This is a genomic window from Bacillus kalamii (assembly GCF_047238185.1).
Lineage (GTDB): Bacteria > Bacillota > Bacilli > Bacillales > DSM-1321 > Bacillus_AD.
Genome location: NZ_JBDFMI010000001.1, coordinates 3153328 through 3179550, shown reverse-complemented (window position 1 = coordinate 3179550; position 26223 = coordinate 3153328). Strand labels below are relative to the sequence as shown.

The window sequence follows — 26223 nt, the reverse complement described above, 5'->3', positions numbered from 1 at the left end:
TATTGTACTTAGTGATGCATTGTTCGAAAAGGATGCTTCTGATAAAAATAAAAATAATCTCGAAGTAAAAAATGTCAAAAAAATAATTACATCCTATCCTATTTGGGACTTAGATATTATTGATAATAATCATCTTGTGTATACTACTATTAATCCAACTAGTATAGGTGAAACTAAAGTGGCCACAATTAATATAAACGATCAAACTTCTTTTGCAATTGATGAAAATAATACAACTAGGGGATTGGTTGTTTCTGCTAACGGCACGCAACTTCTGTATTCCGTAGTTAATAATGGGAATAATCCTAATATTATTTTTTTATATGATTTGGAAAGTAAAAAAGTCAAAGCAGAATATACCGGTATTGCCCTAGAATTTTTACCGGAAAGAGATGCTTTTTTGGGTTTGGATGAAAATCAATTGTTTATTCAGAACTTGAACACTCCAAAGAAGGAAATAATTCACACAGTGAATTTAAAACAAAAAACAAGGATTGGCCAGATTAAGGTAAGTAGCTTTAATACATCTTTGACCAAAGATAGAGCATTTATTATAGAATCAGACCAAAATAAGTCATATATTAACATGATTAACTTGAAAAAGGGCAGAATGGAGAAAGTTTTAGAAGCCGATATTATTCAGGATTTTACGGTATTTAATGAAAGTTTATTAATACAAGGTAGAAATGCTAATTTAAATATGTACAGTATTGCTCGAATAAATATGTACAAATTTGATATGAATCTACATACTAATCTTGGGGGGATTAGTATGTACATAACAATGAATATTGATATCGATTTTGAGATTAAAAGTCTTTCAGACTTACCGAAATTCAAACAGATTATGGAGCATATGAAAATGAAAATCAATAAAAGTAAGCTAGCAAAGGAATTGGGTGTGGATCGGCGGACAATTGATAAATATCTAAATGGCTTTATCCCAAAAAGAAAAAGGGAAAAGCCCTCAAAGATTGATCCTTATTATGAAATAATAGCCGCATTGTTATCAGAAGATTCAAAACAGGTATTTTATTACCGTCGTATGCTTTGGCAGTACCTAAAAGACAATCATGGATTGGAATGTGGAGCTTCAACCTTCCGTGCGTATATAGCTCGTACACCTGAATTTAATGCCTACTTTGAAGAGGATAAACGTATTTCTTCACCCAAAGGGACAGTCCGATTTGAAACGCCACCAGGTAAGCAGGCCCAATTAGATTGGAAGGAAAACATTTTATTCGAAACCAAAGAGGGAGAAAAGATAGAAGTCAATGTGGCGGCTTTCATTTTATCAAATTCCAGATTCCGAACATTTCAATTAAGTCTTTCTAAGTCACAGAGTACCTTACTTTCTTTTTTAACAGATACTTTTGAAGCAATTGGCGGAGTTCCAGCTGAAATCCTTACGGATAATATGAAAACGGTAATGGATGAAGCGAGGACTGATTATCAACCTGGGAAAGTGAATGCGAAATTTGATCAGTTTGCGAGGGACTTTGATTTTAAAGTCAAACCATGTATTGCAGGACGACCGAGAACCAAGGGGAAAATTGAATCCACAATGAAACTCCTTGATGAAATTCATGCGTACCAAGGTCAACTGACAATGGAGGAACTTCATCTATTCATACAGGATTTAGGGAATAGAATGAATCACCAGATCCATCAAGGAACGGGGAAAATACCGATTATGGAATTCAAAAAAGAAAGGAACCACTTACTCCAGCTACCAACTGACAAAGTAAGAGATTCCTATCGCATCAAACATACACATGTAAAAGTCAATGCATCAAACATGATTTCCTACAAATCGAATCAATACTCTGTACCACCAGAATATCAAGGAAAAAAAGTAGGCTTACAGGTGTATGATGACTACTTGTGGATTTATTATAACATGAAACTGATCGCCCAACATCCAATTAGTAACGCTAAACTTAATTATCAAGAGGAACATTATAAGGCAAGCTTACTTGTTTCCACCCCTCATTATCCTGAAATCGACGATTTAGCAAAACGGAATTTAGCAACGATTGGAGAAGTGTATAAATAATGAATCCAACTACAAACTATCAACAATTATTATGGAATCTTGACTATCTAAAGTTAAAGCAAATGAGCTTACATTTAAATGAAATCGTAGACTTCAGCGTAAAGCATCAGATGTCATTTATCGACACATTAATCAAGTTGACTGCGTATGAAATAGACATACGGGAGAAAAACATGACGCAATCGATGGTGAAGGTCGCAGCTTTCCCTCATTTTAAGGAGGTGAAAGATTTCGATTTTACCTTTCAAACATCGATTAACCAACAGCAGATTCTAGACTTCCTTACATTGCGTTTTATCGAGGAGAATGAAAATATTGTGTTTTTAGGACCAAGTGGTGTCGGTAAAACCCATTTGGCCACAGCAATAGGGATTGCGGCAGCAAAGAAACGGACGAGTACCTATTTTATTAAGTGCCATGACTTGATTCAAAATTTGAGGAAAGCTCGATTAGAAAATCGGTTAGAGAGCCGTTTGAAGCATTACAGCAAATACAGACTGTTAATCATCGATGAAATCGGTTATTTACCGATTGATCACGAAGACGCTAAGTTGTTTTTCCAGCTGATTGATCGAAGATATGAAAAAAGAAGTACCATCTTAACAACCAATGTGAATTTCAAAGCGTGGGATGAAATATTTCAGGAACCTAAACTGGCCAATGCCATATTAGACCGCATTTTACATCATGCGACAGTTGTGCCTATGATAGGTGATTCATACCGATTAAAGGATCATTTAGCAAAAGAGAACGAGTAATTCTGTACATCCTTATCCAAGCGAAAGTGTACATATTTATGTTGACATTTACAATACAAGGTGTAGTAAATGGACAAGAAGGCCTTTTTTCATATAGTCTTAATGATAAAAAGTTTAAATTGATAGTGGAAGGACAAATAAATACATTTAGCATAACTCCTAACGGTCGATTAGCATACTCGTTGATAAAAAATGACGGAGTTAGTGAATTATACAGTGCCTATTACCATGAAGATAAAATACAACAGAAAAAGCGGATATACATGGATTCTAAAAATGTGTTTTTCTTGAAATGGAACAAGACTGGCAATATGCTATTTTATGCAAGTGGTAATGGTGAAGGGAATAACGTCATAAGGTTCGATTTTTGAAATGATACATTCAACATCTAGTTCCAATATATTAAATATGTATGTACTAGATTTATTAGGAGGTTTTAGATGAAAGCGCGAATTTCAGTTATCACATTGGGTGTAGATGATCTGGAAAGATCTTTAACCTTTTATAAGGACGGGCTTGGACTCTCGACAAAAGGAATAGTGGGGCAGGAATTTGAGCATGGTGCTGTTGCCTTTTTTGATTTACAACCAGGATTAAAACTCGCAATATGGAATCGTAAGGATATAGCTCACGATTCAAGCATAAACCAAACACCAATAAGTCCAACTGAATGTACGATCGGACATAATGTTGAGAGTAAAGAAGAGGTTGATTTGGTAATGGAACAGGCAAGGAAAGCGGGTGCAATCATTTCGGTTCCAGCACACGATACCTTTTGGGGAGGATACTCTGGATATTTCCAAGACCCAGATGGACATTTGTGGGAAGTCGTTTGGAATCCAGAATGGGAAAGGTTATGAGATACAGAGAGGCGGTTCAAAATGAATATTGATTTTAAGGAAATTACTAGAACTAATTATAATGAGTGTATAAAACTTAGTTTGAAGGAAGAACAAAAAAAATTTGTGGCCTCAAATATGTTTTCATTGGTTCAAGCGGCATATGAGCCAGATTTATACCCATTAGGTATATATAAAGACAATATAATGGTTGGTTTTATTCTATACGATTTTGATGTTGAACTAAATGGTTGGTCTATGAGCAGATTTATGATGGATAAGAAGTACCAAAAACAAGGGATTGGAAAGATAGCTTTAAAAAAATTCGTAGCATTCTTTGTGAACAACTATGGCCATATTCCATTATACACAAGTGCCCAAGTAGAAAATCAAAATGCGATTGCTTTATATCAAAAAATAGGTTTTGAAAAAAGAGAAGAGTTTGAATATGTAACGGGTGGAAAGAGATATAAAGAGATTAGAATGGTTATTCAACTCTAATAGTTTTTATTATTTGGTAGTCAAGAATAGATGGTACTTAAGGCAAACATTTCTTCAAGTAAGCATTGTAAAGAAAGACTACATATAAGGGACTTAGTTTAAGAAGAAAGGGGAATCTCAATACAAGAGCTTCCCAAATTTTGCAGTTGTATAGTACATACCGGACTTTTTTAACACCCCCGAAAAAAACATCAATTCCCGACATCTGAATGAACAGCCATTCATATATGGTAAAATGGATTGAAATAGGGAACAAGGGGAGATCGTATGATATTCAGGAAAGGGTTCAAACGGGAATCCATAAACGGTGTGGAACTTGGTAACGGTACAGTAGCCTTTCAGGGCGTAAAATTAAATGTTCATTGCTTCATTGTCGACGGGGTTTTGATTGATACGGGTGCAAAATCATTAGAAAAGGAATTTAAGTTGTTTTTTCACGACCAGGATATTGATCAAGCGGTCATCACTCATTTTCATGAGGATCATACAGGTTGTGCAGCGTTTATACGTAATGAACTTCATCTGCCTATTTTTACGAATGGCATGATGCTACCTTATTGTGAAAAGAAACCGGATTATCCACTGTATCGAAAACTATTTTGGGGGAAACGTAGCCCTTTTCATGCTGAAGCCATTGGATCCACTTTTTCATCAAGGCATGCAACATGGGATGTCATTGAAACACCGGGACATGCTATCGACCATTTAGCTTTTTTAAATCGTGAAACAGGCCAGTTGTTCACGGGGGATCTATATTGCCAGGAAAAGACGAAGGTTATTTTGCGTGAAGAAAGCATTCCATCGATTATTTCCTCCCTAAAAAGAGTATTGGCCTATGATTTTGAGGACGTCTTTTGCTGCCATGCAGGATATTTGGAAGAAGGCCGCGGTGCTTTGCAAAGGAAGCTCGATTATTTAGTGAATCTCCAAGGGAAAATTATCACTCTTTTTGAAGAGGGGATGCCGATCAATAAGATCAAAAATAGCCTATTTCCTAAAAAATACCCCATCGTCCGTTTTTCTTCTGGGGAATGGGACTCTATGCATATTATACATTCGATTATTCAGGAGTATGTAAAAAAAGCAGTTTAGCTAGGAGAACAATAAATTACTTCCTTTTTATGGATGGGACTGTTTTTATCCTACTGCCAAGTCCAGATGGATCGGTTTTCTTACAGTCTGTTACAATAGAAAATGGAAATTTTAGTAAGTTTTATGGAGAGAGGGGTATATGATGACAACTTCAATCTATATGGTGAGACACGGGGAATCACCTATAACCGAAGGAAATGAAAGGACTAGAGGTCTGACGGAAAAGGGGCAGGTGGACGCTGCCCGGTTAGCCAATCTACTGGAGAGTGAAATGATCGAGGTGTTTGTATCGAGCCCATACAGGCGGTCAATCCTGACAATCGAACAGCTGGCTGAGCGGTCAGGAAAAGAAGTGCAGATATTTGAGGAGTTGAAGGAGAGAATATTTTCTGGTGAAAACAAGCGGCTGCCCGATGAGGAGCTGCTGCCTATACTGGAGAAGTCGTTTGCTGAACCGGGTTTTGCTCTGCCGGGAGGGGAATCCAATGAGGATTGCCAGAAAAGGGCTATAAACGTATTAAAGGATTTGCTGCATATGTATAGTAATCAAAAGATTGCAATAGGTACACATGGTGCGGTCATGACTCTGATGATGGGGTATTATGACAGCCGGTACGGATTCGATTTTTTGCTGCAAACCTCCAAGCCCGATGTATACCGCTTGGAATTTGAAGGTGAATTATTGCTTGGTGTTGAAAGAGTGTGGAAGGTCGAATAATGGTATTTTTCACGTCTGATCCATATCCAGCATAGTGAAAGAATTTGATTCTTCCTGCTTATATTGATCTGCTGGATGAGAAAGTGCTGTCTCTGCCTTCTCCCTTAATTGAGCGGTAATGCAACTTGGACTATATTAAGTGAAGGAACTCGACTCTAAGTAAATAAAAGGGGCATGGATATGGAATCTCAAAGCTTATCTTTTCAACCTGCACGAAAAATGATAGAGAGAAAGATCCGTTATGATTCAACTGTTGTCGATACCGATTGTGAGTTGTTGAAATGGGAAGGCCAGCATATGGTTCTATTCCATGAAATAGTGGAGCCTTTTACCATGCAAGGATCGTCTTACGAACTGACCATACCAAAGGGAAGCTATACGGTTGCCCATTATTGGGCAGACCGGCCCTATAACGTATATGTTTGGAGAGATTACCGGGGAACTTATTTGGGAGCCTATTTTAATTTAGTGCAGCAAACAAACTTGATGGAGCATATGGTCTCTTTTGAAGATATGATTATTGATGTCCTGTCTTTCCCGGATGGATCTTATTGTATTTTGGATGAGGATGAGCTCCCTGTCTCTTTGCCTCTATTTGAAGAAGGCTCTGTCCTCCGACATTTGAATGCTTTGCTCGAGTGTATGGATTCTTTACTGCATGGCTTGGTGTCCGACACCCAAAAAACGTGGAGCCATGAAGAAATTTTTCCGTTTCTTAGCAATTGACAAACAATCATACATTTATCGGTATAAAAGAAAGAGGCTGGGAATATAAGGGCATTCCCAGCCTCTTCTTGCATAATAGCTGCTGCCTATTCTTCTTTAACCCGATTTTTAAATGTTTCTTCCGGAATTATATTTTCGATTGGTTTGCCGTGCTGGATATGGTCTTTTCCCTCAACGACACTATTTTTGGGGAAATCGCCGGGATGCCCTTTTTCTTTATGGTTGAAATGTTTGCCTCTGCTCAACGGATTCTCTCCTTTCTATTCATTCTTGTATATGTGCTTGCCAATAGGCAATGATTGCAAAAACGCTTGTTGCCCTGCTGGATGGATCAGTCCGTTTTAGCATTTTGGTCCTTGTTCCGTTTATTTCCTTTACTGTTATCCCCACTAATCGGAGTTTGTCCATGTAATCGGGGTGAGTTTTGGTTGCGGCTTCCGTTATTATGTTTTTTGGTCATGAAGAGCATCTCCTTTCTTTGTCCATATACATACAGTTTGTCCCTTTTTAATGATCTTATGTTGAATGGGGCAGTAAGCCACAATATGAAAGCGTGCTTGAAGATATAATCATTATTCACCTTATGGATTAATGGGTAGAAATTTGCCATTATGCCCCTTTTTAAATTTGGTGCATTTCTTTTGGCAAGAAGTGTCCGATCCGCAAAGGGGACGTTTTTTCAATATGCTTGTATGCAATAACCACAAGGAATATCTCGGGGGAATAAAAAAGGAAAATAGGCACAATGGGGAGGCGATATAAGATGATAAAGGCAGTATTGTTTGATTTGGATGGGACATTGTTAAACAGGGATGAATCTGTAAGAGGGTTTATTGAAAACCAATATGTTCGATTGCATCAATATCTTGGGCATATACCTAAAGACAGATATATCAATCGATTCATAGAACTCGACCAAAGGGGGTATGTCTGGAAGGATAAGGTCTATCAACAGTTGGTTGAGGAATTTAGAATTACAGAAATCGAATGGGGTTATTTGCTCGAGGATTATATAAGCGAGTTTAAACACCACTGTCTTGCTTTTCCTCATTTAAGGCAAATGCTTGATGAATTACGGAGTATGCCTATTCGTTTAGGAATCGTAACAAATGGAAGAGGACGGTTCCAGATGGATAATATAGTGGCTTTGAACATGGAAGGATATTTTGACGCTATTTTGATCTCAGATTGGGAAGGCATCAAAAAGCCTGATCCCCGTATATTCAGGCGGGCTATTGAAAGATTAGATGTCATTGCCGATGAATGTGCATTTGTAGGGGACCACCCAGAAAATGACGTGAAAGCTGCCCAGGCAATCGGGTTGACAGGCATTTGGAAAAAGGATGATCAACAGGATGATGCCGAGGCGGACTATATAGTGAAAGATTTGAATGAATTGCCTAGGCTTATCAGAAGCATAAACAATCATGTCATTGATTGTGGAAAATCATAAGGAAATGATATCTAAGACATATATTTAGGAACGATATCTTTAATCCCTAATAGGTATCCATGCGCGTTCCTGGTAGGAATAAATAAGCACTATTTTCCCATTGAAAAACTCTTCCAGGGAAGAGTTTTAAGGGCCGCTCCAAATGAGGGGCATAATGGCGAAAGGCAGTATTATGGACAAAAAAAGCATGGCTATATTGCTTACAAGGCCGATTGCCTTATAGAGGGCCTGTTTGCTTAACAAGGCAAGGATGATGCCAGTTAAAGTGCTGATAAACAAGAAGAAAAAAGTGATCAGGCCAAGGCCGATGTTAAAAAACATACTTAGGATATAGACTATGATATTGATAAGACCCAATACTATAGAGATGGAACCTGGTTTCATGGGAAATCTCCTCCTGAATAAGAACATCCTTACTATTTTTGGAACAAGTTAAAATAGGCCGGCAAACTCTTTTGGATGTGTATGAGCAGTTCTGTATTTGAAACGGTCTATACCTCCTAAATAATACCATATTCACAATCGGCAAAACAGTGTAATGGATTTATTTCCATGAGAGGGTAATGATTTTGTGTTGACTTTATTGTAAAGTAGATTGGTTTTGAATGAACATGAGTAATGGAATAAAGTAGATCAATAAGCTACCCTCTATAAGAGTTATGGAGGCAATATGCAAAAATTGTAAACGGCATTTGAAGTAAGGTTCATTGATGTGTTGAATAACCATAAAAGGAATGCCCAAAATTCCTGTATGAGAATTGGGCATTCCTTTTATAATTATTATTCAAATTGATTGGCTGTTCGTATTTGTTATGAATTCATATCTTTTAGGCCAGGACTATGTTCGTTGGGCATATCCGGAAGCACAGGTACCGGGAAGCCTTCAGGCGGCGGAGTCACCTTTAATTCACCATTGTTTCGGCTCGGGGATGTCCCTTGGAAAATCTCTCCGATTGAAGTTTCGTCCAAACGGTAATTGAATTGGGCATTATGGTAGCCTAGGTCTACATACTTTCTGCATTCTGGATATTTGTTCAAATCATAATTAGGGACAGGGAATAATTTTCCCCATTCAACTCCAAGAGTTTCCAGTGCTTTGGCGAATGCGTTTTGATGTGCGTTGTCACGGACCATTAAGAAAGCAAGTGTTTCCCGGAATGTCTTATTGGAACTCATTTCATAAATGCGTGATTTTTGCAGGACTCCGGTTGATTCCAATACAAGATTATTCAAAAGATCGGCAATGAGGTTGCCGTGGCTGTAAACCCAGGATGCATTCCAAGGATTGCCTCCAGCATCCACGGGCAAGGAACTTTGCGCCCCCATAATGAAATGATGGGGATTCGCATGAAGGACCGCTTCATCCAACGGAGCGTGATCTGTGCCCGCATCTCCTGCCTGTGGGAAGCCTGCCCCATTCAAAAGCTGATTGATTGTCGTCTGCACCAACTCTACATGGCTGATTTCTTCCAGGAAAACGCCTCTTATTAAATCACGGTATTTTTTATCCTTTCCTCTGAAGTTTGCACTTTGAAAGGAATACTGCATCATTGTCCGCATTTCGCCGAATTGTCCGCCAAGAGTCTCCTGAATGACTTTGGCAGCCGCTGGATCAGGCCGGTCTGGGACGATTGTATTGATTAAATCTTCTTTATAAAAATACATAATATTGTTTATCCTTTCATTTAAAAATCCATTCCTTTATAGAGTGAATGAAAGGCAGCGGGTTTATTCTTGGTATGTAATGTCTGTATTTTTCATAAATAATTTTCTGTTATCTATCCATACTATTAAAGGTTAATCAACCTATAAAGTCTAGAATGGAGAGATAACATGGGCATTTTAAGCGGCAATCCGCAGAATGAGCCGATGCATTACGGCGAGGTGTATGGTTTATATACGCAATTGGCAATGGCCAAAGCGGCGCTTGACGGGTATCAAGTGTATTATAACCATACTGGTGATAAGGATTTGAAAGATTTTATCAGTGGAGTCATAAACAATAGCATTAAACCTGAAATTAAAGAAGTGGAACAGCTTTTACTGGCAAATGATATTCCTGTTCCTCCAACCCCCGCAGAAAGACCGAGCGTAGACGTTGAGCAAATACCAGCCGGCGCCCGTTTGCTGGATGCGCAAGTGGCCTATGCGATTGCCAAGGATCTTGCAGGAGGATTGACGGCAATGAGCACCCTTATAGGACAATGCATTCGCGAAGATATCGCTTTAATGCTAACCCAGCAAAGCGCAAAAGCTATTAAAGATGGAGCGGTTCTGCTTCAAATGATGAAGGATAAAGGCTGGTTGGTTCCGCCTCCACTTCATATGGAAACCAAGAATAAAGAAAACTAAATGGATTTCCTTCCTTTATAATCATAGGCTGCCTGATTAGGTAGCTTTTTTTTGTTGTGATATTTCCCACGGTTATAATGGCTGGCAGGTTCCAGGGCGCCAAATCGGCGCATAGAGTATAGTACGGGAATATACAAGGAGGCTTGTGTATGTACTACTATTATGCTTTTCCATCTCCGGACAGGCAAAATAATCAGTTAATCAGTGATTTAGAAACAGCTATGAATGGTGAGTTCTCTGCTGTCCAATGTTATGCCAGTCTAGCTCAAATGGCCGATGATCAAAATCAAAAGAAACAAATCCTTGAGATACGGGAAGATGAAATGAAGCATTTACAGATATTCAGCCAGATATATACGAATATTACGGGAACCCAATTCCAGCCGAAGATGGTGGAGGAGTGTCCGGCAAGCTATATGGAAGGCCTGGAAGCCGCTTTGAAGGATGAACAGGAGACGGTTGACTTTTATTTGGGAGTGTCCGATAGAGTTACAACCGGTTATATAAAAGAAGCATTCAAAAGGGCAGCTATGGATGAACAAAATCATGCAGTATGGTTTTTATATTTTTTCACGAAAGCCAGAGGAACATAATCATTCTGCGGTAACTATCTTTCATGAAAAGAAGCGGAATGAATATGAACCGCTTCTTTTATGATTGTTTAGAAAATGATAAAATTTTGGGGTTTTGATCCGCTACATAGTATAATCAAAGAAAAGTATAGCGAGAGTAAAATGAAACGAGAACAGAAAAGAATATAGGAAAGTGAATGAGGAAAGTGAATGAGTATTTAAAATCAGACTGCAGGAGCTGCTTCGGCTTATGTTGTGTAGCTCTTCCCTATGCCAAGTCAGCGGATTTCCCTGTTGATAAAGAGAGCGGGGAACCTTGCCGCAATTTATGCTCCGATAATAGCTGCAGTATTCATATCCAATTAAGGGATAAAGGCTTTTCGGGATGTGTATCTTATGAGTGCTTTGGAGCCGGACAACATGTTTCCCAGATTCTATATGGAGGGAATGATTGGAGAAGTAATGGAGCATGTGCCGGTGAGATGTTTACTGTCTTTCCGATTGTCCAACAATTGCATGAAATGCTTTGGTATCTTGACCAGGCGATGCATATTCAAGAAACAAAACATTTTCGGCCACTTTTGAAAGCGGCTTATGACCAGACCTTGGATATGGCGAATTTATCGCCTGAAGAAATCATGGGTTTGGATATTTCTTCCCATCGAATAGGTATAAATGATTTGTTTATCAAAACGAGTGAAGTGTATCGAAAGGGCATTGTTTCCAACGGTAAAAAGAAGAAGGGAATAGGGCAGGATTTTTTAGGGGCCAATTTAAAAGGCGCTAATTTAAAAGGGGCTAATTTGAGAGGGGCATTATTGATTGCTGCAGATTTAAACGGAGCTGATTTAAGAAAAGCCGATCTTATCGGCGCCGATTTAAGGGATGCCAATCTTAGCGGTGCGAATCTGGAAGGGTGTCTTTTTTTGACACAATCCCAGGTGAATTCCGCTAGGGGAAACATACACACGAGATTGCCTGCCTATTTGCGAAAGCCAGGGCATTGGATGGTGTAACGGTCTGAATTAGTCTGCGATGCCACAGTAATGGTTGTTATTAATCGCTATTGATAGATGGTAGTTGGATAGTCAATCATCAAATAGAGAGGAAGATGGAGGATGATTCCAATCTTGCTAGAGGTTCCGCCAAGAATTGAAACGGATCGATTGCTGTTACGGGCCCCCTCTTTATCAGGAGATGCTCCTATCGTCAACGCCGCTATCAGGGAGTCCATTGACGAGCTGAAACCTTGGCTGCCATTTGCGCAGGAAGTGCCGACAGTGGAACAAACGGAACAGAATCTGAGGGAGGCTTACGTTCACTTTATTCAGAGGGAAAGGGCTTCGTTTTTTGGTTTTCCATAAAGGAACGAGGGAGTTTATCGGAACTTCAAGTCTCCAATTCATTGATTGGTCCATTCCTAAAGGTGATATCGGTTATTGGATACATACAAAGTATAGCGGGAATGGTTACATGACAGAAGCGATTGATGGGTTATCCTTATTTGCGCTCGATCAGTTGGCTTTTAAAAGAATCGAAATCAGATGTGAAAGTACAAATAGGAAAAGCCGTTCAATTCCAGAAAAATTGGGGTTTGAGTTAGAAGGCATTCTAAAGAATGAGGATTTATCTGCGGATGGCAGTAAACTGACGGATACATGCATATATGCTAAGGTAAAATAATGGCGTGAATGGCAAGGGGGCTGGGGAATAATGGATTGTATGTGTGATAATCAAGACATTCATGAGTTGAAGCTAGAAGCGGATATTAGCGCTGATCCGGTATGGTGCGATCGTTGTGGTTGTAATTTAGAGCTGGAAGACATGCCGATTTCTGCTGAATTAAAGAAAGAATTACTAGAATGGGGAATAAGTTACGGCGAATGGATCGATTGGGATAAAGACAGATTTAAAGATGGTGGAGAGCAGAGTGAGAACGATCATAATGCCGAAGGAAGCAGATTATTAAGAAAGATACAGGCTGAATTGCCGGCTAATTTCACCATTGCCTTTTCTCCTTCTCAAATGGCGGAAGTGTATCAGAAGTAATCGCTTTGAATAGTGTAATGATGGTTTCGTTCAAGATTTTTACATAAAAATAAAAGGGGCTTACGGCATAGTATGGCGGCAAGCCTCTTTTAATCTATTTATTTCTTATTGATGTAGAGCGCTGAGGTTTTAATCAATTCATAAGCAATGCTAGTCGGCTTTATATGAAAAGTTCCGTTACTACAACTCCCTGCATCTGATTCCGTAGCAGCCTCTTTCTGCCAACCCGCGAATAACTTCATAGGTCATACCATCAATGTGGACGAGTATATTATTCTCTTCTTTTGCTTCTATAAATTCATATTCAAGACCTTGTTTGCTGCAGTAATCGGCAATTGCCTCTTTTGCGATAGCGACAGTAGGATATACAGATATGTCATCATAAGGGATTCTCATTGACTTTTTTACTAATTTTTTGAACATAATAAGTATTCCGCCTCTCTGATTTAATTCGCTTCCTTTGTTTATTATACGGTTATATTAACTAAAAGGTACGTTATGGACAGCATAAAGATTACTTATCCTTAACGTCTATAACTATTTCCTCAAATAATCTATCATTAAAATATACCTTTAACTGCCATAGCCCGCTTGTAGGGAATACCATATTCGAAGGTATTTGGGATACAGCGCCGTTGTTCGAACTAACGCTAATGTTAGGATATTCCCATACTTCTTTATTTCCGGTGACTAGTACGGGATGTTTCTTCCCATTCCAATTCAGTCCAACTACCTTGAAATTTCCACTGATAGGATCCCCATCTCCCCAAATAAACCACATATACTTATTTGTTTTATTGGCAACAATCGGCATTTCTTCTGACTTTCCCTTGTTGCCCGATCCGATCAAAAAACCAATTTTTCCTTTAGTCCCAATCAACCTATATTCGCCTTCCGTGCCATCGCCAAAGGTGATAGGTATGGTAAAAGTCGGACTTGCTTTCCACCTTTTGCTTTCACTGGAGTTTTCACACCCAGCAATTGTCGCTAAGATAATCAATGAAAACAATATAAAAATCCTCTTCCTCATCTTCCTCCCTCCCTAAGTGTTGTTTCTGGGTCTCGTTCTTATTTATACATAATAGATCCTATTTGAATGCATCAACACATTCATTTTTCATTCATTCATTAATTCGACATCTTCTTAAATAGACCTGCTCCTGTCTTTAGAAAACAGCTCGTTGGTATGCTTATTTTTCATTGTAGAATGTGTGTGTTTAAGTTTGCCGCAGCATGAGATGTTTCCATTGGGCAACCAACGAACAAAGTCGGCTCATCCTGCTTTAACTTCTAAGAAGACCTAATGCTAGCAGGTTTGGCGGATTGCCTTGAAACCAGTGTGTTTGCTACAGCCTTGCTAATGAACAACCATACTTCTTCAAGCTTCGATTGATGTGAAAAGTCTCGAAGGCCGTGAGCTAAAATAGGATGAATAGCTAAAGACCGGCCAGAGTTGAAAGGTGGCCTTAAAAAGGGTGAATGTTCACTTAAAAAGAGGGCTTTGGCAACAACATAGGTTTTTTTTTGGAGGGACTCTGAGACCCTAGCTACAATTAAATATAACTAGGGTCTTTTTGTGTTTGATATGATTAATCAGGTTTATCCATCATTTTTCCGAAAGTATACATTTCAAACTCTTTAATAGGCAATGGGCGTGAAAAAAAATAGCCTTGTACATGATCACAACCTGCCCTTTTTAAAAATTCTATCTGCTTTTCCGTCTCTACACCTTCAGCAACAGTAGTCATCTGTAGTTCTCTCGCTAAACTTATTACAAAAGTAATGATGGCTTCTTCACGCTTTTTCCCAAAAGAAGACTTTGACAGAAAGGCTTGATCCAATTTGATTGAATCGACGAAAATATTTTTTAACATATTAAGACTAGATAGGCCGCTCCCAAAATCATCAATTGAGCATGTATAACCTAATGAACGAATCTGCTCAATAGCATCAATTAAAATGTGGGAAGCAGAATACACAAGCGTTTCGGTAATTTCAAATTCTAATAAGGAAGGTGGGATATGATGCGATTTTCTAATTTCTTCATACCGGCTAAGAAACCCTTTTTCATAAAAATGGGCCCTTGACACATTGAAGGAAATGGGAATCAATTCTACGCCTTGTAGTATCCATTTTTGAAGAGTTGCACACACTTTTTGAAAAACATATAGATCTAATTCAATGATAAATGCCCCTTTTTTTTCAAAAAAAGGGATGAATTCATTGGGGGCTATCATTCCAAGCTCGGGGTCTTGCCAGCGTACAAGTGCTTCCGCACCGACGACACGTTTGTTTTTTAAGCAAATTTTTGGTTGGAGAAAGACAACAAATTCCTCTTCATCTAGCGCTTTTAATCTTCTAGCCTCCATCTCTTTTTCGCGGATAAGCTTGTTCCGATTTTCCTCATTGTAAAAATGGCATACACAAAGTTTGCCTTCAGACAGAATAGAAGTATTTTTCATAGCAGTATTTGTCCTGTCACGAATACTGATGAGCGGCAAAGTAGGATTATCGATTACATAGATGCCCGCTTTCATAGAAAGGGCTTGTTTGCTTGAATTTTCTGAGTCACTTTTCATGCAATTGACTGCATTAGCAATGTCATTTAAACGAGCTTCTATGGAATAAGGGGCTTCGGCTTTCAATAATAGTATAAAGTTATCAGCCGTAAGATGAGCAACCATCTCTTCACCTTGCAGATTAGCCTTAATTATTTTATGAATAAATTGGATAACACGGTCTCCATAATCAATACCAAACAGCTCATTTACAATTGAAAACTTTTGCACATCTAATAATACGAGCGCATAAGTGCTGGAAGGCATTTTTCGAATTAGTCGCTCGGCCTCTATTTCAAATTTTGTATAGTTTAATCCTGACGTAATAGGATCTACAAAAGCCAATTGTTCAAGTTGTTTGTTCATCTCTTTTTGAATTTCCCTTTGGTTGGTAATCTCTGTTATATCTGAACAAATAAATAGATAAATGGGATCATGATTAATCTCGTCTATTTTTTCTCCAATCATCTTTAGCCATATATCATTATTATGTGCATCCTGATATTGATACGTATAATTTACCGATTCTCCATTACGCATTTTCTTATGCATAGCTGAAGTTTTTGCAGCATCCATTCCCATTTTTTTTAGCTCCGATAAGCTATAATCATGCGGACAAATAGCAGGATCCTTATAAAAAAATTCATAAAAATTCGGATTTGCGTATATTTCTGAAAAACCCTCTTCTGTAATTCTGTACTTTGAAACGAATCCTGGAATATTATTATAAGTAACCATTTTTTCAGTCTGGGCGTTCATGAACTCGGTAATATCGGACATCACTGAATAAGAAATCTGATAACCATCTATATACTCATCAATGAAATGGCCAATTAAACGCACCCATATCATCTTTCCGCTTTTATGAGGCATTTGCCCAACGTATTCATAGTATTTTTTACCGTTTTTAATGGTTTCCTCTACAGTAGCAGCAAGCGAATCCCATTCAACTGGGTTATTGGTAAAGAAGAGGCTGCATTTATTGTGGAATGTTTCTTCATATTCCCTTTTTGTGTAACCGAACATATCGTAATAGTAATCATTCGCCCATACAACTGTAAAATGTTCGTCAAGTAAATGTTTGCTTACGCTAACACCTAGAGAAGCCATAAGAATATGGTATTCATCCGAATTCGATAACGGTTCACTGGTTTCTTTTTTTTGTTTTTTCATAATAGGATATCCTCGCATTATGTGAAATAATTGAGCTCTCTTTCTTTTATTATCCAGCAATAAGGTTAATAAACTTTTCTTTATGACAACTATTTGAATAAGCCATTGCATGTGGGCATTGCTATATAGCCAAATCTTAGGTGAATCTGCTCTGTTTGTTGCATAAGAAAGCCCTTTTTATGCATTCAAGCTATGTCCTTATATAGTAGAAGGCTTGAGAGAATTGCCTGATAATCGTTATGTTTTTATATATTAATATAATAAAATACATTGACACTTTTCCATTAATTATCTATATTTAAATCTGTAAGCGCATACATATTATTATACCAAAAAAATTATTAGCTTACTGCAATCGAAGGAGAGAGAAGAGATTGAAAAAAAGGCACCAGCAGGTTTTAGGCATCGTAACAGCCTCATGTTTAGCAGCATCCACTATTCCAATGACTGTGTTCGCAAATGACGCATCAACTGAAGAAAAAGAGAAAATGATTGTTAACAATGTAATTGAAAAATTAAGCCCGACTCCGCAAGTGGTTAATGAGCTAGGGGATGACTTCACCTTTACTTCTTCGGTCAATATTATCGGTAAAGAAGTGGCAGATCAGGACGCCATGAGAGAATTAACTTCGCTATTGGCTAAATACGGCATTAAAGTAAATAAGGAGCTCAATAAGGATGATACAACAATCCTTATTGGAGAAGATGAAGATGAAATTGATGAATTAAATCAATTTTTTACTGACTTACATAAAGATGACGCCAGCAAATTGACTACGGCTGAAGGATATGTTTTGGCAACAGTAGCCGATGAAAAAGGCACTTCCCATATTGCGATCGAAGGTAAGGATGAGAAGGGTACTTTTTACGGCGTCCAAACATTGAAGCAGCTAGTCGAGAAAGAAAAGGATGGCGTCCACGTACCGGAAGTGTATATTAAGGACCATCCGACACAGCATCTACGCGCTATTGTGGAAGGTTTTTACGGCGAGACCTGGAGCCATGAAGCTCGATTGAACCAATTTGCATTTTATGGCGAGAATAAAATCAATTCGTACATATATGCCCCAAAATCAGATCCGTACCATCGCGATAAATGGAGAGAGCCATATCCTGCTGAAGAATTAGGCCGTATGAAGGAACTGATCGAAACAGCTAAGGAAAATAAGGTAGATTTTGTATTTGCCATTTCTCCAGGGAAGGATATCCGCTTTAATGAGGAAACACATGAAGTGGATCCGGAAGACTACAAGGCTCTGTTGGATAAAGCGGAAGCATTGTATGAAATGGGCGTGCGCAGTTTCTCCATCCTGTGGGACGATATCTTTATCGTCGATGGGGTCGGCCAGGCAACTGTTTTAAACAGATTCAATAAAGATTTTGTTAAAGCAAAGGGCGATGTGACGCCATTGATAACTGTACCGACAGAATATTGGGGTACGTCCATGTTTAACGGCGAAGAGCTAAAGACATATACAAAGGATTTTTCACGCACGCTGGATAAAGACATCGAAGTGATGTGGACAGGTGAAAATGTTATGTCAGAAGGTGTAACGCCTGAGGATGCCAAAAAGATAAAAGATATATATGGAAGAGACATGTTATTATGGTGGAACTACCCTGTAAATGACTACAAGGAAGAAAAGCTGGCTCTTGGGCCGATCTATAATTTGCCTAATAATCTAAATGAAAGTATCGGCGGCTTCATCATCAACCCGATGAGTTTTGCAGAAGCATCAAAAATATCCATCCATACAGGGGCAGACTATGCTTGGAATACAGCGAAGTATGATTACAATAAGGCTTGGGACAGAGCAATTGAATCGACTGTAGGCACGGAATTAAAAGATAGCTTCAAGGTGTTCGCTGACCATTCCACCCGCTTGGATACAGGCCGTGCCGATGCACCTGAAATGAAGGCTGTCATGGATGCATATTGGGAAAAAGTAGAGAAAGGCGTTATCCCGACAGCAGAAATTGCGGCTTTGAAAAAAGAATTTACGAATGTCAAGAATGCTGTTGAACAAGTAAAGAACGGATTGAAGGATCCTAAATTAATGAAAGAGATCAACAGGCAGCTTGATAAATTGGGTAAATACGCAGATGCAGCTACTACTGCCAGTGATATGGTCGTAGCGATGATGTATAAGGATACTCAGCAATGGTGGGATTTAAAATCCAAATTAAGTGTCAAAATAGAAGAATTAAACCAATCAACTGCTGTCATTTCGGATGAAGTGCTTGCTGCATTTATTAGTAAAGCCAATACAATAACGGATGAACTGTTTTTTGAGGGGGTAGAAAAAGAAGCTGTAAAAACGTATGACTATACCATTTCAGTTTCTGAAAACCTGCAGCCATTAAAGCATGAGGATTGGCTGAATACGAAGGCCCCTTATGAATTGAATAAAATGGTGGACGGCATGCTTGATACGGCATACCGTTCGAAAAATACAATCAAAGCGGGAGATTTCATTTCCGTTGATCTTGGAAAAGTTGAGAAACTAACGAATATTTATATGAATATGGGCCGCACGAACAGCGACCAAACGATGATGAAGGGCAATTTGGAGATTTCGGAGGATGGCAAGAAATGGACTGCTGTTATCCAAAACAATAGTGACCATGAAATATCCAAAATAGTTAACGCATCGGCACGCTATATTAAATATACGGCCACAGAGGATCAGGATAATGAACTATTTATCCGTGAATTCGAGGTGAATCGTCCGACTGCAAGCGGCATTCATTCAAATGTCGATGGCGTAAAAGAAGCAGGTCTAAAGAGAACAGTTGTAGATACGGAAGACGTGTATAGTCTTTCAACGGCCAAAGGCGTGAAATTCAAGAAAAATGACTATGCGGCAATCGAACTTGCAGACTATAATTATATCTCATCTGTTGAATTGAAAAACGGCGGTTCAGGAAAGCTGTCGTATACAATCAACGGCAGAGACTGGATCGACTTTGCTACTGTTAAGGGCAATGATAAAGTGGAGCTTAAAAAACCTCTTGCTGTGAAACAAGTGAAATATACAGCTGATAAAACAACTAATACGAAGGAATCTTTCAGTATGGCTGTACATGTAGAGGGAAGAGGAGATCTTTCTGTAGAAACAAACCGGAAAGGTTTATCCGCATCGTGGCCACAATACAATGATAAGAACTATATCATTGATGGGGATTTAGATCATGCGTTTATTTCAAGCTCTCCTGTCCAAAAAGGAGATTATGTGACATTGGATCTGGGCAAAGTGAAAAACATCCGCAATGTCCAATTGATCTCTGACTTGAATTCCGGAGCTGACCGCATACGCGAAGGAAAGCTGGAGTATTCAGTGGATAGGAAAAGCTGGAAAGTATTGAAGGAAGGAAGCATTCCGGAACGCTTGAACATGCATGACCTTGACTTCGATGCCCGTTATTTGCGATTGACAGCAACCGATAGTACGGACTCATGGTTCCGTATGTCCGATTTCTCTGTCAATAACCCGCAGGCAGAAGTTGAATTCCTATCTACGGTAAAGCCGTTGAATGATGAACATCGCTTGAATAACCTGATGGATAATAATATCCAGACATCGTTCATCCCGAAAAGCGAGGTCAAAGCGGGAGATAAAGTGGTGTATAACCTTTTTGAAGGCAAAAAAATGAACCGCGTGCAGATTTTCCAAAATGAACGCACAATCTCAAACGCAAAAGTAATTGCCCGCACGGATAAGAATAAATACATTGAATTAGGGAAATTATCCAAAGGCTATAATGTGTTCACACTAAATAAGACTGAACAAATCGTTGAAATTTCTATTGAATTCACTGCCGGTTCAAAGCAGCCTGAACTTTTCGAGGTAATCACTGAAAATACATCTGTGTCTAACGCGGAGACTATTACATTTAAAGACTTAGGGCCTTCACATCGGGCTTATACAGAAATTCAATATTTGGCGCAAGGGAAAATCACAGTTGGAGACCAAAAAGGAAATTTTAATCCTAATCAGCAAGTGACTCGTGCGGAAGCTGCCGCAATGATCGGACGTGCATTGAATTTGGATGGGACAAAAAGAAAAACATCTTTCAAGGATGTCGGGGCAAGTATGTTCGCTTCCGGATACATTCAATCCGCTGTGGATAAAAAAATCCTTTCCGGTTACAAAGACGGTTCATTCAAGCCTAACGAAAAAGTGACCCGCGGTGAAATGGCGATTATGATCAGCAGAGCATTCGGATATAATAGCGGAAACACACAATCAGAAGCAGCCAAAGCCCTTATGTCGAAAGGAATTTCACAAGGGATGACGGACGGTACTTTCGGGGCTAAACTGAATCTGATCCGTGCTGATTTTTCTGTCTTCCTGGCAAGAGCGATCGATGCTAACCTAAGATTGGGAAATCAAGAAGTAACATTTAAACAAGAGATGACTGTCATTAAGGATTCTCTTTCAATCCACAAAGGGCCATCCGATTCGTATAAACAAATCGATACCCTGAAAAAAGGCGATAAAGTGAAGATAGGCTATGATGTCGGAGAATGGGCATACGTGCAAACAGCTACAAATAAAGTAGGCTTTGTCCCTCTTTCTTCCTTAAAATAATAAAAAGAGACCAAGGCACCCCTGGGGAATGATGTTTCTCCTTTCTCCAGGGGTGCCTTATTATGTGGAAAAATAATGAGGAAATACGTTTGGAACAATTGCTCCATTTGACATGAACAAGTGTCTGCTGCTCTATGATGGTCGCTTCCCGTGGAGCTTTATCCCTTTTCCAATGGATTATTTAAATGCCACTAAACAGCATACAGAAGTATATTGTGGTGAGGATCTCGCATAAAACCATCAAATCGGAAGGGGGGAGTCTCCATCACGGACAGGGTGCTGATGGAGCTGCTTTCAGGCATTAACGATAAAAAAGCTGATCTTCTTAATCAGCTTTTTACACGTGTATATGTATTCTAGCTATGCCTTTGAATCGCAGAAAGCAATGGCTCTTCGATAAGCCTCTGAAGCGATTTTATTGGAAGGATCGCGGTCAAAGTCATGTTCTCCCTTTTCAACGATATAGAATTCATTGATTGGTATTTTGTCATGGAGCATCTCCCCTACGTAAAAAGGCACATCCTGGTCTTCTCTCGATTGCGCGATAAAAACAGGGGGGAGAGCCTGTAAATCGGATTCTTTAAGTTGATAGGCATCTATCTTTTGAAATGATCCTTGAAGTAATTCCTGGATCCAAGTGCCGGACTGTCGGGCATAAATATATAATGCGAATCTTTTTTGGATCGGTCCATCCACTAATGGCTCCTTTTCCACTAGGCAATCAATTAAGCGTTTAGGTACAGAAATGGCATGCTGGTATCCAGGCGCGGTAAATTCTTTGAAATCCAATCTATGGTACCCATAAAAAGAAAGCATTTTTTCGGGTTTTGGAAGGCTTGGATCGTTAGCTGCCAAAAAGGTTAAATATGAACCTGCCGAACGGCCAAAATAAATAAAACGACTATGGGAAAGGCCGATTTCGCGGCAATGATTGCTGAACCATTTTATAGCATCCTGAATATCGGAATAAATGTCAGGCAAGGCCACTTCCGGTGCTAAACGATAATCAAAGGCGACAAAAGGATAGCCTGCTGCTAAGAAGGCTTGAATATATGGTTCTGGCAAATCATCTTTACTGCCATAAAGCAATCCGCCGCCATGTACATACAGAATGGCCGGTTTATCAGTGGCGAGGGGGTAAACACGAGCTGTTAACTGTACATTATCTTTTTGTGAAAAACGATATAAATGGCACATGAAAAAACTCCTTTTTTTCGTTTGTATCTTTAAAGTAATTGATAGAGTAATAGAAAGCTATTGCTTAAATTGCTAAAAAGAAAGTTAATTTTTATCCCAAAAAGACAAATGATCCTTTTCTAATATATGTAGTATCCTTAGCCCTATATTTACTTGTAATATTTCCTCTGGATTATTAAATCGTATCTCCGTAATTTGTTTAATTTTTTCAAGGCGATAGCTTACCGTTTTGTAATGGACAAAAAGGGCTTCAGCGGTTTCCTTCAACTTTTGATTATGGTCCAAATAGGTTTTAAGCGTAATCAGTAATTCCTTTTTTTCTAACTTTTTCAGTTTTTGCGGAACAAGTTCCAAGAGCTGCTCTTTTGATTTAGCCATTGCCAAAAGTTGATAGATACCGATGTCCCTGTAGCAATGGACAAAATTCTCTTCCCCGAACAGGATGCTGTGGTCAATAATTTTTAATGATTTATTATATTCACTGCTGAGTGTGTCTAATGTTACTGGGGAACTGATTCCGACTTGGACTTTGATTTGTTTCTCCTTATATATATCGGCAACGGCAGAAAACACCTGTTGAATGATCTTTTTAACTTCCTCATCGTTTAAATCTGTGTCGGCAATAAACACAATGGAATTAGTGCGGATCTTATATATCATATTCAAATTGTATCTTTGTACTTGTTGGGCTACATTCCAGGCAAGGCGGATTTCATTATGCTCTATATAGTCTTTGCTCATCTTGAAGAGCCGCCATGTAATGATGCGATAGGATTTTTCAATGGACAATCCCAGGATACGGGCATTTTCTGTTATTTGTTCATTGGTTGAATAACGGCCATTTAATAGGTCATCAAAAATATCATCCTTGTATTTCTGCCTCACTTCCGTGACAGCAAAGTCCCGCAATTGCTCCATTTGGATAAAGGTGACAATATTCTCAAGAGCCATGAAATCAAGGTCTTTCACTGAACGGTTGATTTCATGGATAAGAAGCGTCGATTTGCTGATTTGTTCTACCTCGATCGGTACAATCACTTGTCTGTATATCCCATTGCCCAATTGTGGATATGTAGCGTTTCTGAAAAAGTAAGGGAATTGCATTTGGAGATGGTCCTCTTTTTCTTGTTGTCCGTTCGGTACCATGTCCAATACATAATCATGCGAAGTGAACACATTACTGTCATCCTTATAAAAAGTAACTGGATTATTTACCAGTCCCGAGAAAACAGTCAATATTTCCTTTATGTCTGATCGCTTCAGTGTCAGGCTAATCAGATAATTATGTACCTCTCTATAGTAGTCGAGCCTTTTTACCTTTGTGTTAAATAAAGATTGCATTACATCGATAATGATTGTGTTGTACTTCACATGATTTTCAATCTGAATGATAGGAAGCTTAAAAAATTCGCTGGCTTCGATAAAGGTTTCAGGGATATTTTTAATAAATCTATCTGTTTTAATGATAAGTGCCGAGATTTGATGGGCAGATAGCTTAGATATGAATGTCCATTGTTCTTGGGGGGACATTGAAAAATTATACATACTTGTCATCAGGACTTGTCCTGGGATCGACCAACTTTCAATGTCAGGGGCTTCCATGACGATGATATCGACTACTTCTTTATCCAATCCTGATATCCCGCTCACTAACTTGCTGCTTTTCAATGAAGGTAATTGTAACAAATCTTTCACTAACATTTTTTACACCTCTTTCATTCGTATGGATTTATCCTCTGGAGATAAAAAAAATCCTATAATTTATCCTAGCCCTCAAATGTATTTTAACATGTATCCCTTTACAATTTTAGATGTAAGGAATGATTCATTCATCATTAATAGGAGGCAATTTATATGATTTATACAAAAATCAAGCCTAATCATTATCAGGACTCAATTAATTTAATGCTGCTTACAAATGCAGTATCGGGCATTGAGGGCGTCAATAAAGTTTCTATCATGATGGGAACGGAAGCCAACAAAGATATTTTTAAAACATCAGGGCTTTATTCGGAGGATGTAGAAAAAGCTAATCCCAGTGATATGGTCATAGTCGTAGATACAGAGAATCAATCAAAAGTAGAAGAAGTGCTGCAAACAGCAGAAGAATTTTTAGCGGATTTATCCGTAAAGAAAACAGATGAAACAATGAAGGATGTAAAGTCTTGGGACCAAGCATTGGAAGAAATGCCAGATGCCAATATAGCATTAATTTCGGTGCCGGGCATTTATGCAGCTGAAGAAATTGAAAATGCTATTGATAATGGACTTCATGCCTTTGTTTTCAGTGATAATGTGCCAATTGAAGATGAAAAACGCCTGAAGCAAAAAGCGCATGAGAAGGGCCTTCTTGTTATGGGGCCGGACTGTGGGACAGGCATCATCTCCAGTGTGCCATTCGCCTTTACCAATAGTGTGAAAGCCGGAAATATCGGAATAGTAGGGGCATCCGGTACAGGAATCCAGGAAGTCAGCACGATTATTGACCGTTTAGGCGGCGGTGTTGTTCACGCCATCGGCACAGGAGGGCGCGATTTATCAGATGCAATCGGCGCTGTAACCATGAAGGATGCCATCCTTGGCTTGGAAGCCCATGAACCGACAGAGGTGATTGCAGTTATCTCTAAACCGCCTGCAAAGGAAGTGAGAGATGAAGTTGTCCAATTGCTGAATAGCCTATCTAAGCCTGTAGTCGCCATTTTCTTAGGTGAAAAGCCTGAATATCATCTTGAAAATGTGCATTTGGCCTATACGTTGGAAGAGACAGCCCAAATGGCTATGGATCTAGCATCTGGAAGAGAAATTGCTTCTAAATATTTGGTGAATATACCTAAAGTGGACGATATCCACCTTCAAGACGATCAAGTGACCATTAAGGGGCTTTATTCGGGTGGAACATTGGCATCTGAGGCAGGCATGTTAATCTCTGATGCCCTAGGGCTTGGAGGACTCATTAAAGAAGAAGGATATGTATTGAAGACAGAAGGGTTTGAAGTTGTTGACCTTGGTGATGATATATACACCCAAGGAAAGCCTCACCCTATGATTGATCCGGAAAAACGAATTGAATTTATCCATCAATCCAGTGAAGATCCAGCAACTGCTGTCATTTTATTGGATGTCGTGCTGGGCTATGGATCGCACCCTGATATGGCAGGCGTTTTATCCCCTGCGATTATGGAGGCTCGCCAAAAGGCTAAAGAGTCTGGAAGAGAGTTGGTTTTTGTGACAACTGTGTGCGGAACATCACAAGACCCTCAACAATATGATCAAGCGCAACAAACATTGAAAGAAGCTGGCGCTATTGTTTGTGAAAGCAATACAGCAGCTGTACTAACGGCTCTTCATTTAATCGGAAAAGAGATCAGCCACGAACCGATTTCAACGCATAGAGGATCAGTGGAGAAGATAAAAGTGCCTGCACCTAGCTCTCACGTATCAGAACTGTTAAATAATATGCCGCGTGTAATCAATGTTGGCGTCAAAAGTTTTACGGCTCCCATCATTTCACATGGAGGCAAAGCGGTTCAATTTGAATGGAAACCAGTGGCGAATGGAAATAGGCATTTAATAAAGCTGCTGAATAA

General features: G+C 39.0%; 22 protein-coding genes and 2 pseudogenes. 15 read left to right on the top strand and 9 right to left on the bottom strand.

Going from position 1 to position 26223, the window contains the following annotated elements:
• Positions 1 to 772 precede the first annotated feature (772 nt).
• From istA to ABC357_RS15720, 7 genes are all read left to right on the top strand, one after another.
• Positions 773 to 2056 carry an IS21 family transposase gene (gene istA / locus ABC357_RS15750; protein ID WP_412885845.1) on the top strand — a complete coding sequence of 428 codons (1284 nt, stop codon included), beginning with the start codon at positions 773 to 775 and terminating at the stop codon, positions 2054 to 2056.
• Positions 2056 to 2814 (top strand): IS21-like element helper ATPase IstB, encoded by a 759-nt coding sequence (gene istB, locus ABC357_RS15745; protein WP_412885551.1) that lies wholly within the window; start codon positions 2056 to 2058, stop codon positions 2812 to 2814. Before istA ends, istB begins: the two co-directional genes overlap by 1 nt.
• A gap of 440 nt (positions 2815 to 3254) precedes the next feature.
• A complete protein-coding gene (locus tag ABC357_RS15740; RefSeq protein ID WP_412888421.1) occupies positions 3255 to 3674 on the top strand; it encodes a VOC family protein in 420 nt (139 codons plus the stop codon).
• A gap of 21 nt (positions 3675 to 3695) precedes the next feature.
• The gene (locus ABC357_RS15735) at positions 3696 to 4154 is read left to right on the top strand and encodes a GNAT family N-acetyltransferase (RefSeq protein WP_412888420.1); all 459 of its coding nucleotides are present in this window, start codon (positions 3696 to 3698) and stop codon (positions 4152 to 4154) included.
• 267 nt (positions 4155 to 4421) lie between these two features.
• Positions 4422 to 5246, top strand: a complete 825-nt coding sequence (locus ABC357_RS15730) for an MBL fold metallo-hydrolase (protein WP_412888419.1) — start codon at positions 4422 to 4424, stop codon at positions 5244 to 5246.
• A 142-nt stretch (positions 5247 to 5388) separates the two neighbouring features.
• Positions 5389 to 5964, top strand: a complete 576-nt coding sequence (locus ABC357_RS15725) for a histidine phosphatase family protein (protein WP_412888687.1) — start codon at positions 5389 to 5391, stop codon at positions 5962 to 5964.
• Positions 5965 to 6144: 180 nt separating this feature from the next.
• A complete protein-coding gene (locus tag ABC357_RS15720) occupies positions 6145 to 6690 on the top strand; it encodes a DUF402 domain-containing protein (protein ID WP_412888418.1) in 546 nt (181 codons plus the stop codon).
• Between the two features lie 86 nt (positions 6691 to 6776).
• On the opposite strand, the gene ABC357_RS15715 is transcribed toward ABC357_RS15720, so the two are convergent.
• Together ABC357_RS15715 and ABC357_RS15710 are read right to left on the bottom strand one after the other, a co-directional pair.
• A complete protein-coding gene (locus tag ABC357_RS15715) occupies positions 6777 to 6935 on the bottom strand; it encodes a hypothetical protein (protein WP_412888417.1) in 159 nt (52 codons plus the stop codon).
• Positions 6936 to 7021: 86 nt separating this feature from the next.
• Complete coding sequence (locus ABC357_RS15710) at positions 7022 to 7150, bottom strand: hypothetical protein (RefSeq protein WP_412888416.1); 129 nt, start codon at positions 7148 to 7150, stop codon at positions 7022 to 7024.
• A 303-nt stretch (positions 7151 to 7453) separates the two neighbouring features.
• On the opposite strand from ABC357_RS15710, the gene ABC357_RS15705 reads away from it, so the two are divergent.
• Positions 7454 to 8143, top strand: a complete 690-nt coding sequence (locus ABC357_RS15705; protein WP_412888415.1) for an HAD family hydrolase — start codon at positions 7454 to 7456, stop codon at positions 8141 to 8143.
• A gap of 126 nt (positions 8144 to 8269) precedes the next feature.
• Here ABC357_RS15705 and ABC357_RS15700 read toward each other — a convergent pair whose 3' ends face one another.
• Together ABC357_RS15700 and ABC357_RS15695 are read right to left on the bottom strand one after the other, a co-directional pair.
• A complete protein-coding gene (locus ABC357_RS15700) occupies positions 8270 to 8527 on the bottom strand; it encodes a hypothetical protein (RefSeq protein WP_412888414.1) in 258 nt (85 codons plus the stop codon).
• A gap of 426 nt (positions 8528 to 8953) precedes the next feature.
• The gene (locus ABC357_RS15695; RefSeq protein ID WP_412888413.1) at positions 8954 to 9808 is read right to left on the bottom strand and encodes a manganese catalase family protein; all 855 of its coding nucleotides are present in this window, start codon (positions 9806 to 9808) and stop codon (positions 8954 to 8956) included.
• 168 nt (positions 9809 to 9976) lie between these two features.
• Between ABC357_RS15695 and ABC357_RS15690 the strand changes: the two genes are divergently transcribed.
• From ABC357_RS15690 to ABC357_RS15670, 5 genes and pseudogenes are all read left to right on the top strand, one after another.
• A complete protein-coding gene (locus tag ABC357_RS15690) occupies positions 9977 to 10495 on the top strand; it encodes a DUF3231 family protein (protein ID WP_412888412.1) in 519 nt (172 codons plus the stop codon).
• Between the two features lie 149 nt (positions 10496 to 10644).
• Positions 10645 to 11088: a ferritin family protein gene (locus tag ABC357_RS15685; RefSeq protein ID WP_412888411.1), complete on the top strand. Its 444-nt coding sequence runs from the start codon at positions 10645 to 10647 to the stop codon at positions 11086 to 11088.
• Positions 11089 to 11273: 185 nt separating this feature from the next.
• A complete protein-coding gene (locus ABC357_RS15680; protein ID WP_412888686.1) occupies positions 11274 to 12083 on the top strand; it encodes a pentapeptide repeat-containing protein in 810 nt (269 codons plus the stop codon).
• 102 nt (positions 12084 to 12185) lie between these two features.
• A pseudogene (locus ABC357_RS15675) lies at positions 12186 to 12750 on the top strand (GNAT family N-acetyltransferase).
• 30 nt (positions 12751 to 12780) lie between these two features.
• Entirely contained in the window at positions 12781 to 13116 is a 336-nt protein-coding gene (locus ABC357_RS15670; protein WP_412888410.1) for a hypothetical protein, read from the top strand.
• A gap of 180 nt (positions 13117 to 13296) precedes the next feature.
• Here the strand turns inward: ABC357_RS15670 and ABC357_RS15665 are convergent, their stop codons facing one another.
• The 3 genes from ABC357_RS15665 to ABC357_RS15655 form a co-directional block, all read right to left on the bottom strand.
• Positions 13297 to 13539 carry a DUF4318 domain-containing protein gene (locus ABC357_RS15665; protein WP_412888409.1) on the bottom strand — a complete coding sequence of 81 codons (243 nt, stop codon included), beginning with the start codon at positions 13537 to 13539 and terminating at the stop codon, positions 13297 to 13299.
• Positions 13540 to 13630: 91 nt separating this feature from the next.
• Positions 13631 to 14146 carry a DUF4871 domain-containing protein gene (locus ABC357_RS15660; protein ID WP_412888408.1) on the bottom strand — a complete coding sequence of 172 codons (516 nt, stop codon included), beginning with the start codon at positions 14144 to 14146 and terminating at the stop codon, positions 13631 to 13633.
• 559 nt (positions 14147 to 14705) lie between these two features.
• Positions 14706 to 16847, bottom strand: a complete 2142-nt coding sequence (locus ABC357_RS15655; RefSeq protein ID WP_412888407.1) for a sensor domain-containing protein — start codon at positions 16845 to 16847, stop codon at positions 14706 to 14708.
• Between the two features lie 374 nt (positions 16848 to 17221).
• On the opposite strand from ABC357_RS15655, the gene ABC357_RS15650 reads away from it, so the two are divergent.
• Entirely contained in the window at positions 17222 to 21439 is a 4218-nt protein-coding gene (locus ABC357_RS15650) for a beta-N-acetylglucosaminidase domain-containing protein (protein WP_412888406.1), read from the top strand.
• 360 nt (positions 21440 to 21799) lie between these two features.
• Here ABC357_RS15650 and ABC357_RS15645 read toward each other — a convergent pair whose 3' ends face one another.
• Both ABC357_RS15645 and ABC357_RS15640 read right to left on the bottom strand, forming a co-directional pair.
• Positions 21800 to 22636 carry an alpha/beta hydrolase gene (locus ABC357_RS15645; RefSeq protein WP_412888405.1) on the bottom strand — a complete coding sequence of 279 codons (837 nt, stop codon included), beginning with the start codon at positions 22634 to 22636 and terminating at the stop codon, positions 21800 to 21802.
• Positions 22637 to 22720: 84 nt separating this feature from the next.
• Positions 22721 to 24337 (bottom strand): PucR family transcriptional regulator, encoded by a 1617-nt coding sequence (locus ABC357_RS15640; RefSeq protein WP_412888404.1) that lies wholly within the window; start codon positions 24335 to 24337, stop codon positions 22721 to 22723.
• A 153-nt stretch (positions 24338 to 24490) separates the two neighbouring features.
• On the opposite strand from ABC357_RS15640, the pseudogene fdrA reads away from it, so the two are divergent.
• Positions 24491 to 26215, top strand: a pseudogene (fdrA, locus tag ABC357_RS15635) (acyl-CoA synthetase FdrA); the annotation flags it as partial.
• Between the last annotated feature and the right edge of the window lie 8 nt (positions 26216 to 26223).

Excerpts from the sequence above, each read along its gene's own strand:
- istA (WP_412885845.1), top strand. The coding sequence starts at position 773 with ATGTACATAACAATGAATATTGATATCGATTTTGAGATTAAAAGTCTT.
- istB (WP_412885551.1), top strand. The coding sequence starts at position 2,056 with ATGAATCCAACTACAAACTATCAACAATTATTATGGAATCTTGACTAT.
- ABC357_RS15740 (WP_412888421.1), top strand. The coding sequence starts at position 3,255 with ATGAAAGCGCGAATTTCAGTTATCACATTGGGTGTAGATGATCTGGAA.
- ABC357_RS15735 (WP_412888420.1), top strand. The coding sequence starts at position 3,696 with ATGAATATTGATTTTAAGGAAATTACTAGAACTAATTATAATGAGTGT.
- ABC357_RS15730 (WP_412888419.1), top strand. The coding sequence starts at position 4,422 with ATGATATTCAGGAAAGGGTTCAAACGGGAATCCATAAACGGTGTGGAA.
- ABC357_RS15725 (WP_412888687.1), top strand. The coding sequence starts at position 5,389 with ATGACAACTTCAATCTATATGGTGAGACACGGGGAATCACCTATAACC.
- ABC357_RS15720 (WP_412888418.1), top strand. The coding sequence starts at position 6,145 with ATGGAATCTCAAAGCTTATCTTTTCAACCTGCACGAAAAATGATAGAG.
- ABC357_RS15710 (WP_412888416.1), bottom strand. The coding sequence starts at position 7,150 with ATGACCAAAAAACATAATAACGGAAGCCGCAACCAAAACTCACCCCGA.
- ABC357_RS15705 (WP_412888415.1), top strand. The coding sequence starts at position 7,454 with ATGATAAAGGCAGTATTGTTTGATTTGGATGGGACATTGTTAAACAGG.
- ABC357_RS15700 (WP_412888414.1), bottom strand. The coding sequence starts at position 8,527 with ATGAAACCAGGTTCCATCTCTATAGTATTGGGTCTTATCAATATCATA.
- ABC357_RS15695 (WP_412888413.1), bottom strand. The coding sequence starts at position 9,808 with ATGTATTTTTATAAAGAAGATTTAATCAATACAATCGTCCCAGACCGG.
- ABC357_RS15690 (WP_412888412.1), top strand. The coding sequence starts at position 9,977 with ATGGGCATTTTAAGCGGCAATCCGCAGAATGAGCCGATGCATTACGGC.
- ABC357_RS15685 (WP_412888411.1), top strand. The coding sequence starts at position 10,645 with ATGTACTACTATTATGCTTTTCCATCTCCGGACAGGCAAAATAATCAG.
- ABC357_RS15670 (WP_412888410.1), top strand. The coding sequence starts at position 12,781 with ATGGATTGTATGTGTGATAATCAAGACATTCATGAGTTGAAGCTAGAA.
- ABC357_RS15665 (WP_412888409.1), bottom strand. The coding sequence starts at position 13,539 with ATGTTCAAAAAATTAGTAAAAAAGTCAATGAGAATCCCTTATGATGAC.
- ABC357_RS15660 (WP_412888408.1), bottom strand. The coding sequence starts at position 14,146 with ATGAGGAAGAGGATTTTTATATTGTTTTCATTGATTATCTTAGCGACA.
- ABC357_RS15655 (WP_412888407.1), bottom strand. The coding sequence starts at position 16,847 with ATGAAAAAACAAAAAAAAGAAACCAGTGAACCGTTATCGAATTCGGAT.
- ABC357_RS15645 (WP_412888405.1), bottom strand. The coding sequence starts at position 22,636 with ATGTGCCATTTATATCGTTTTTCACAAAAAGATAATGTACAGTTAACA.
- ABC357_RS15640 (WP_412888404.1), bottom strand. The coding sequence starts at position 24,337 with ATGTTAGTGAAAGATTTGTTACAATTACCTTCATTGAAAAGCAGCAAG.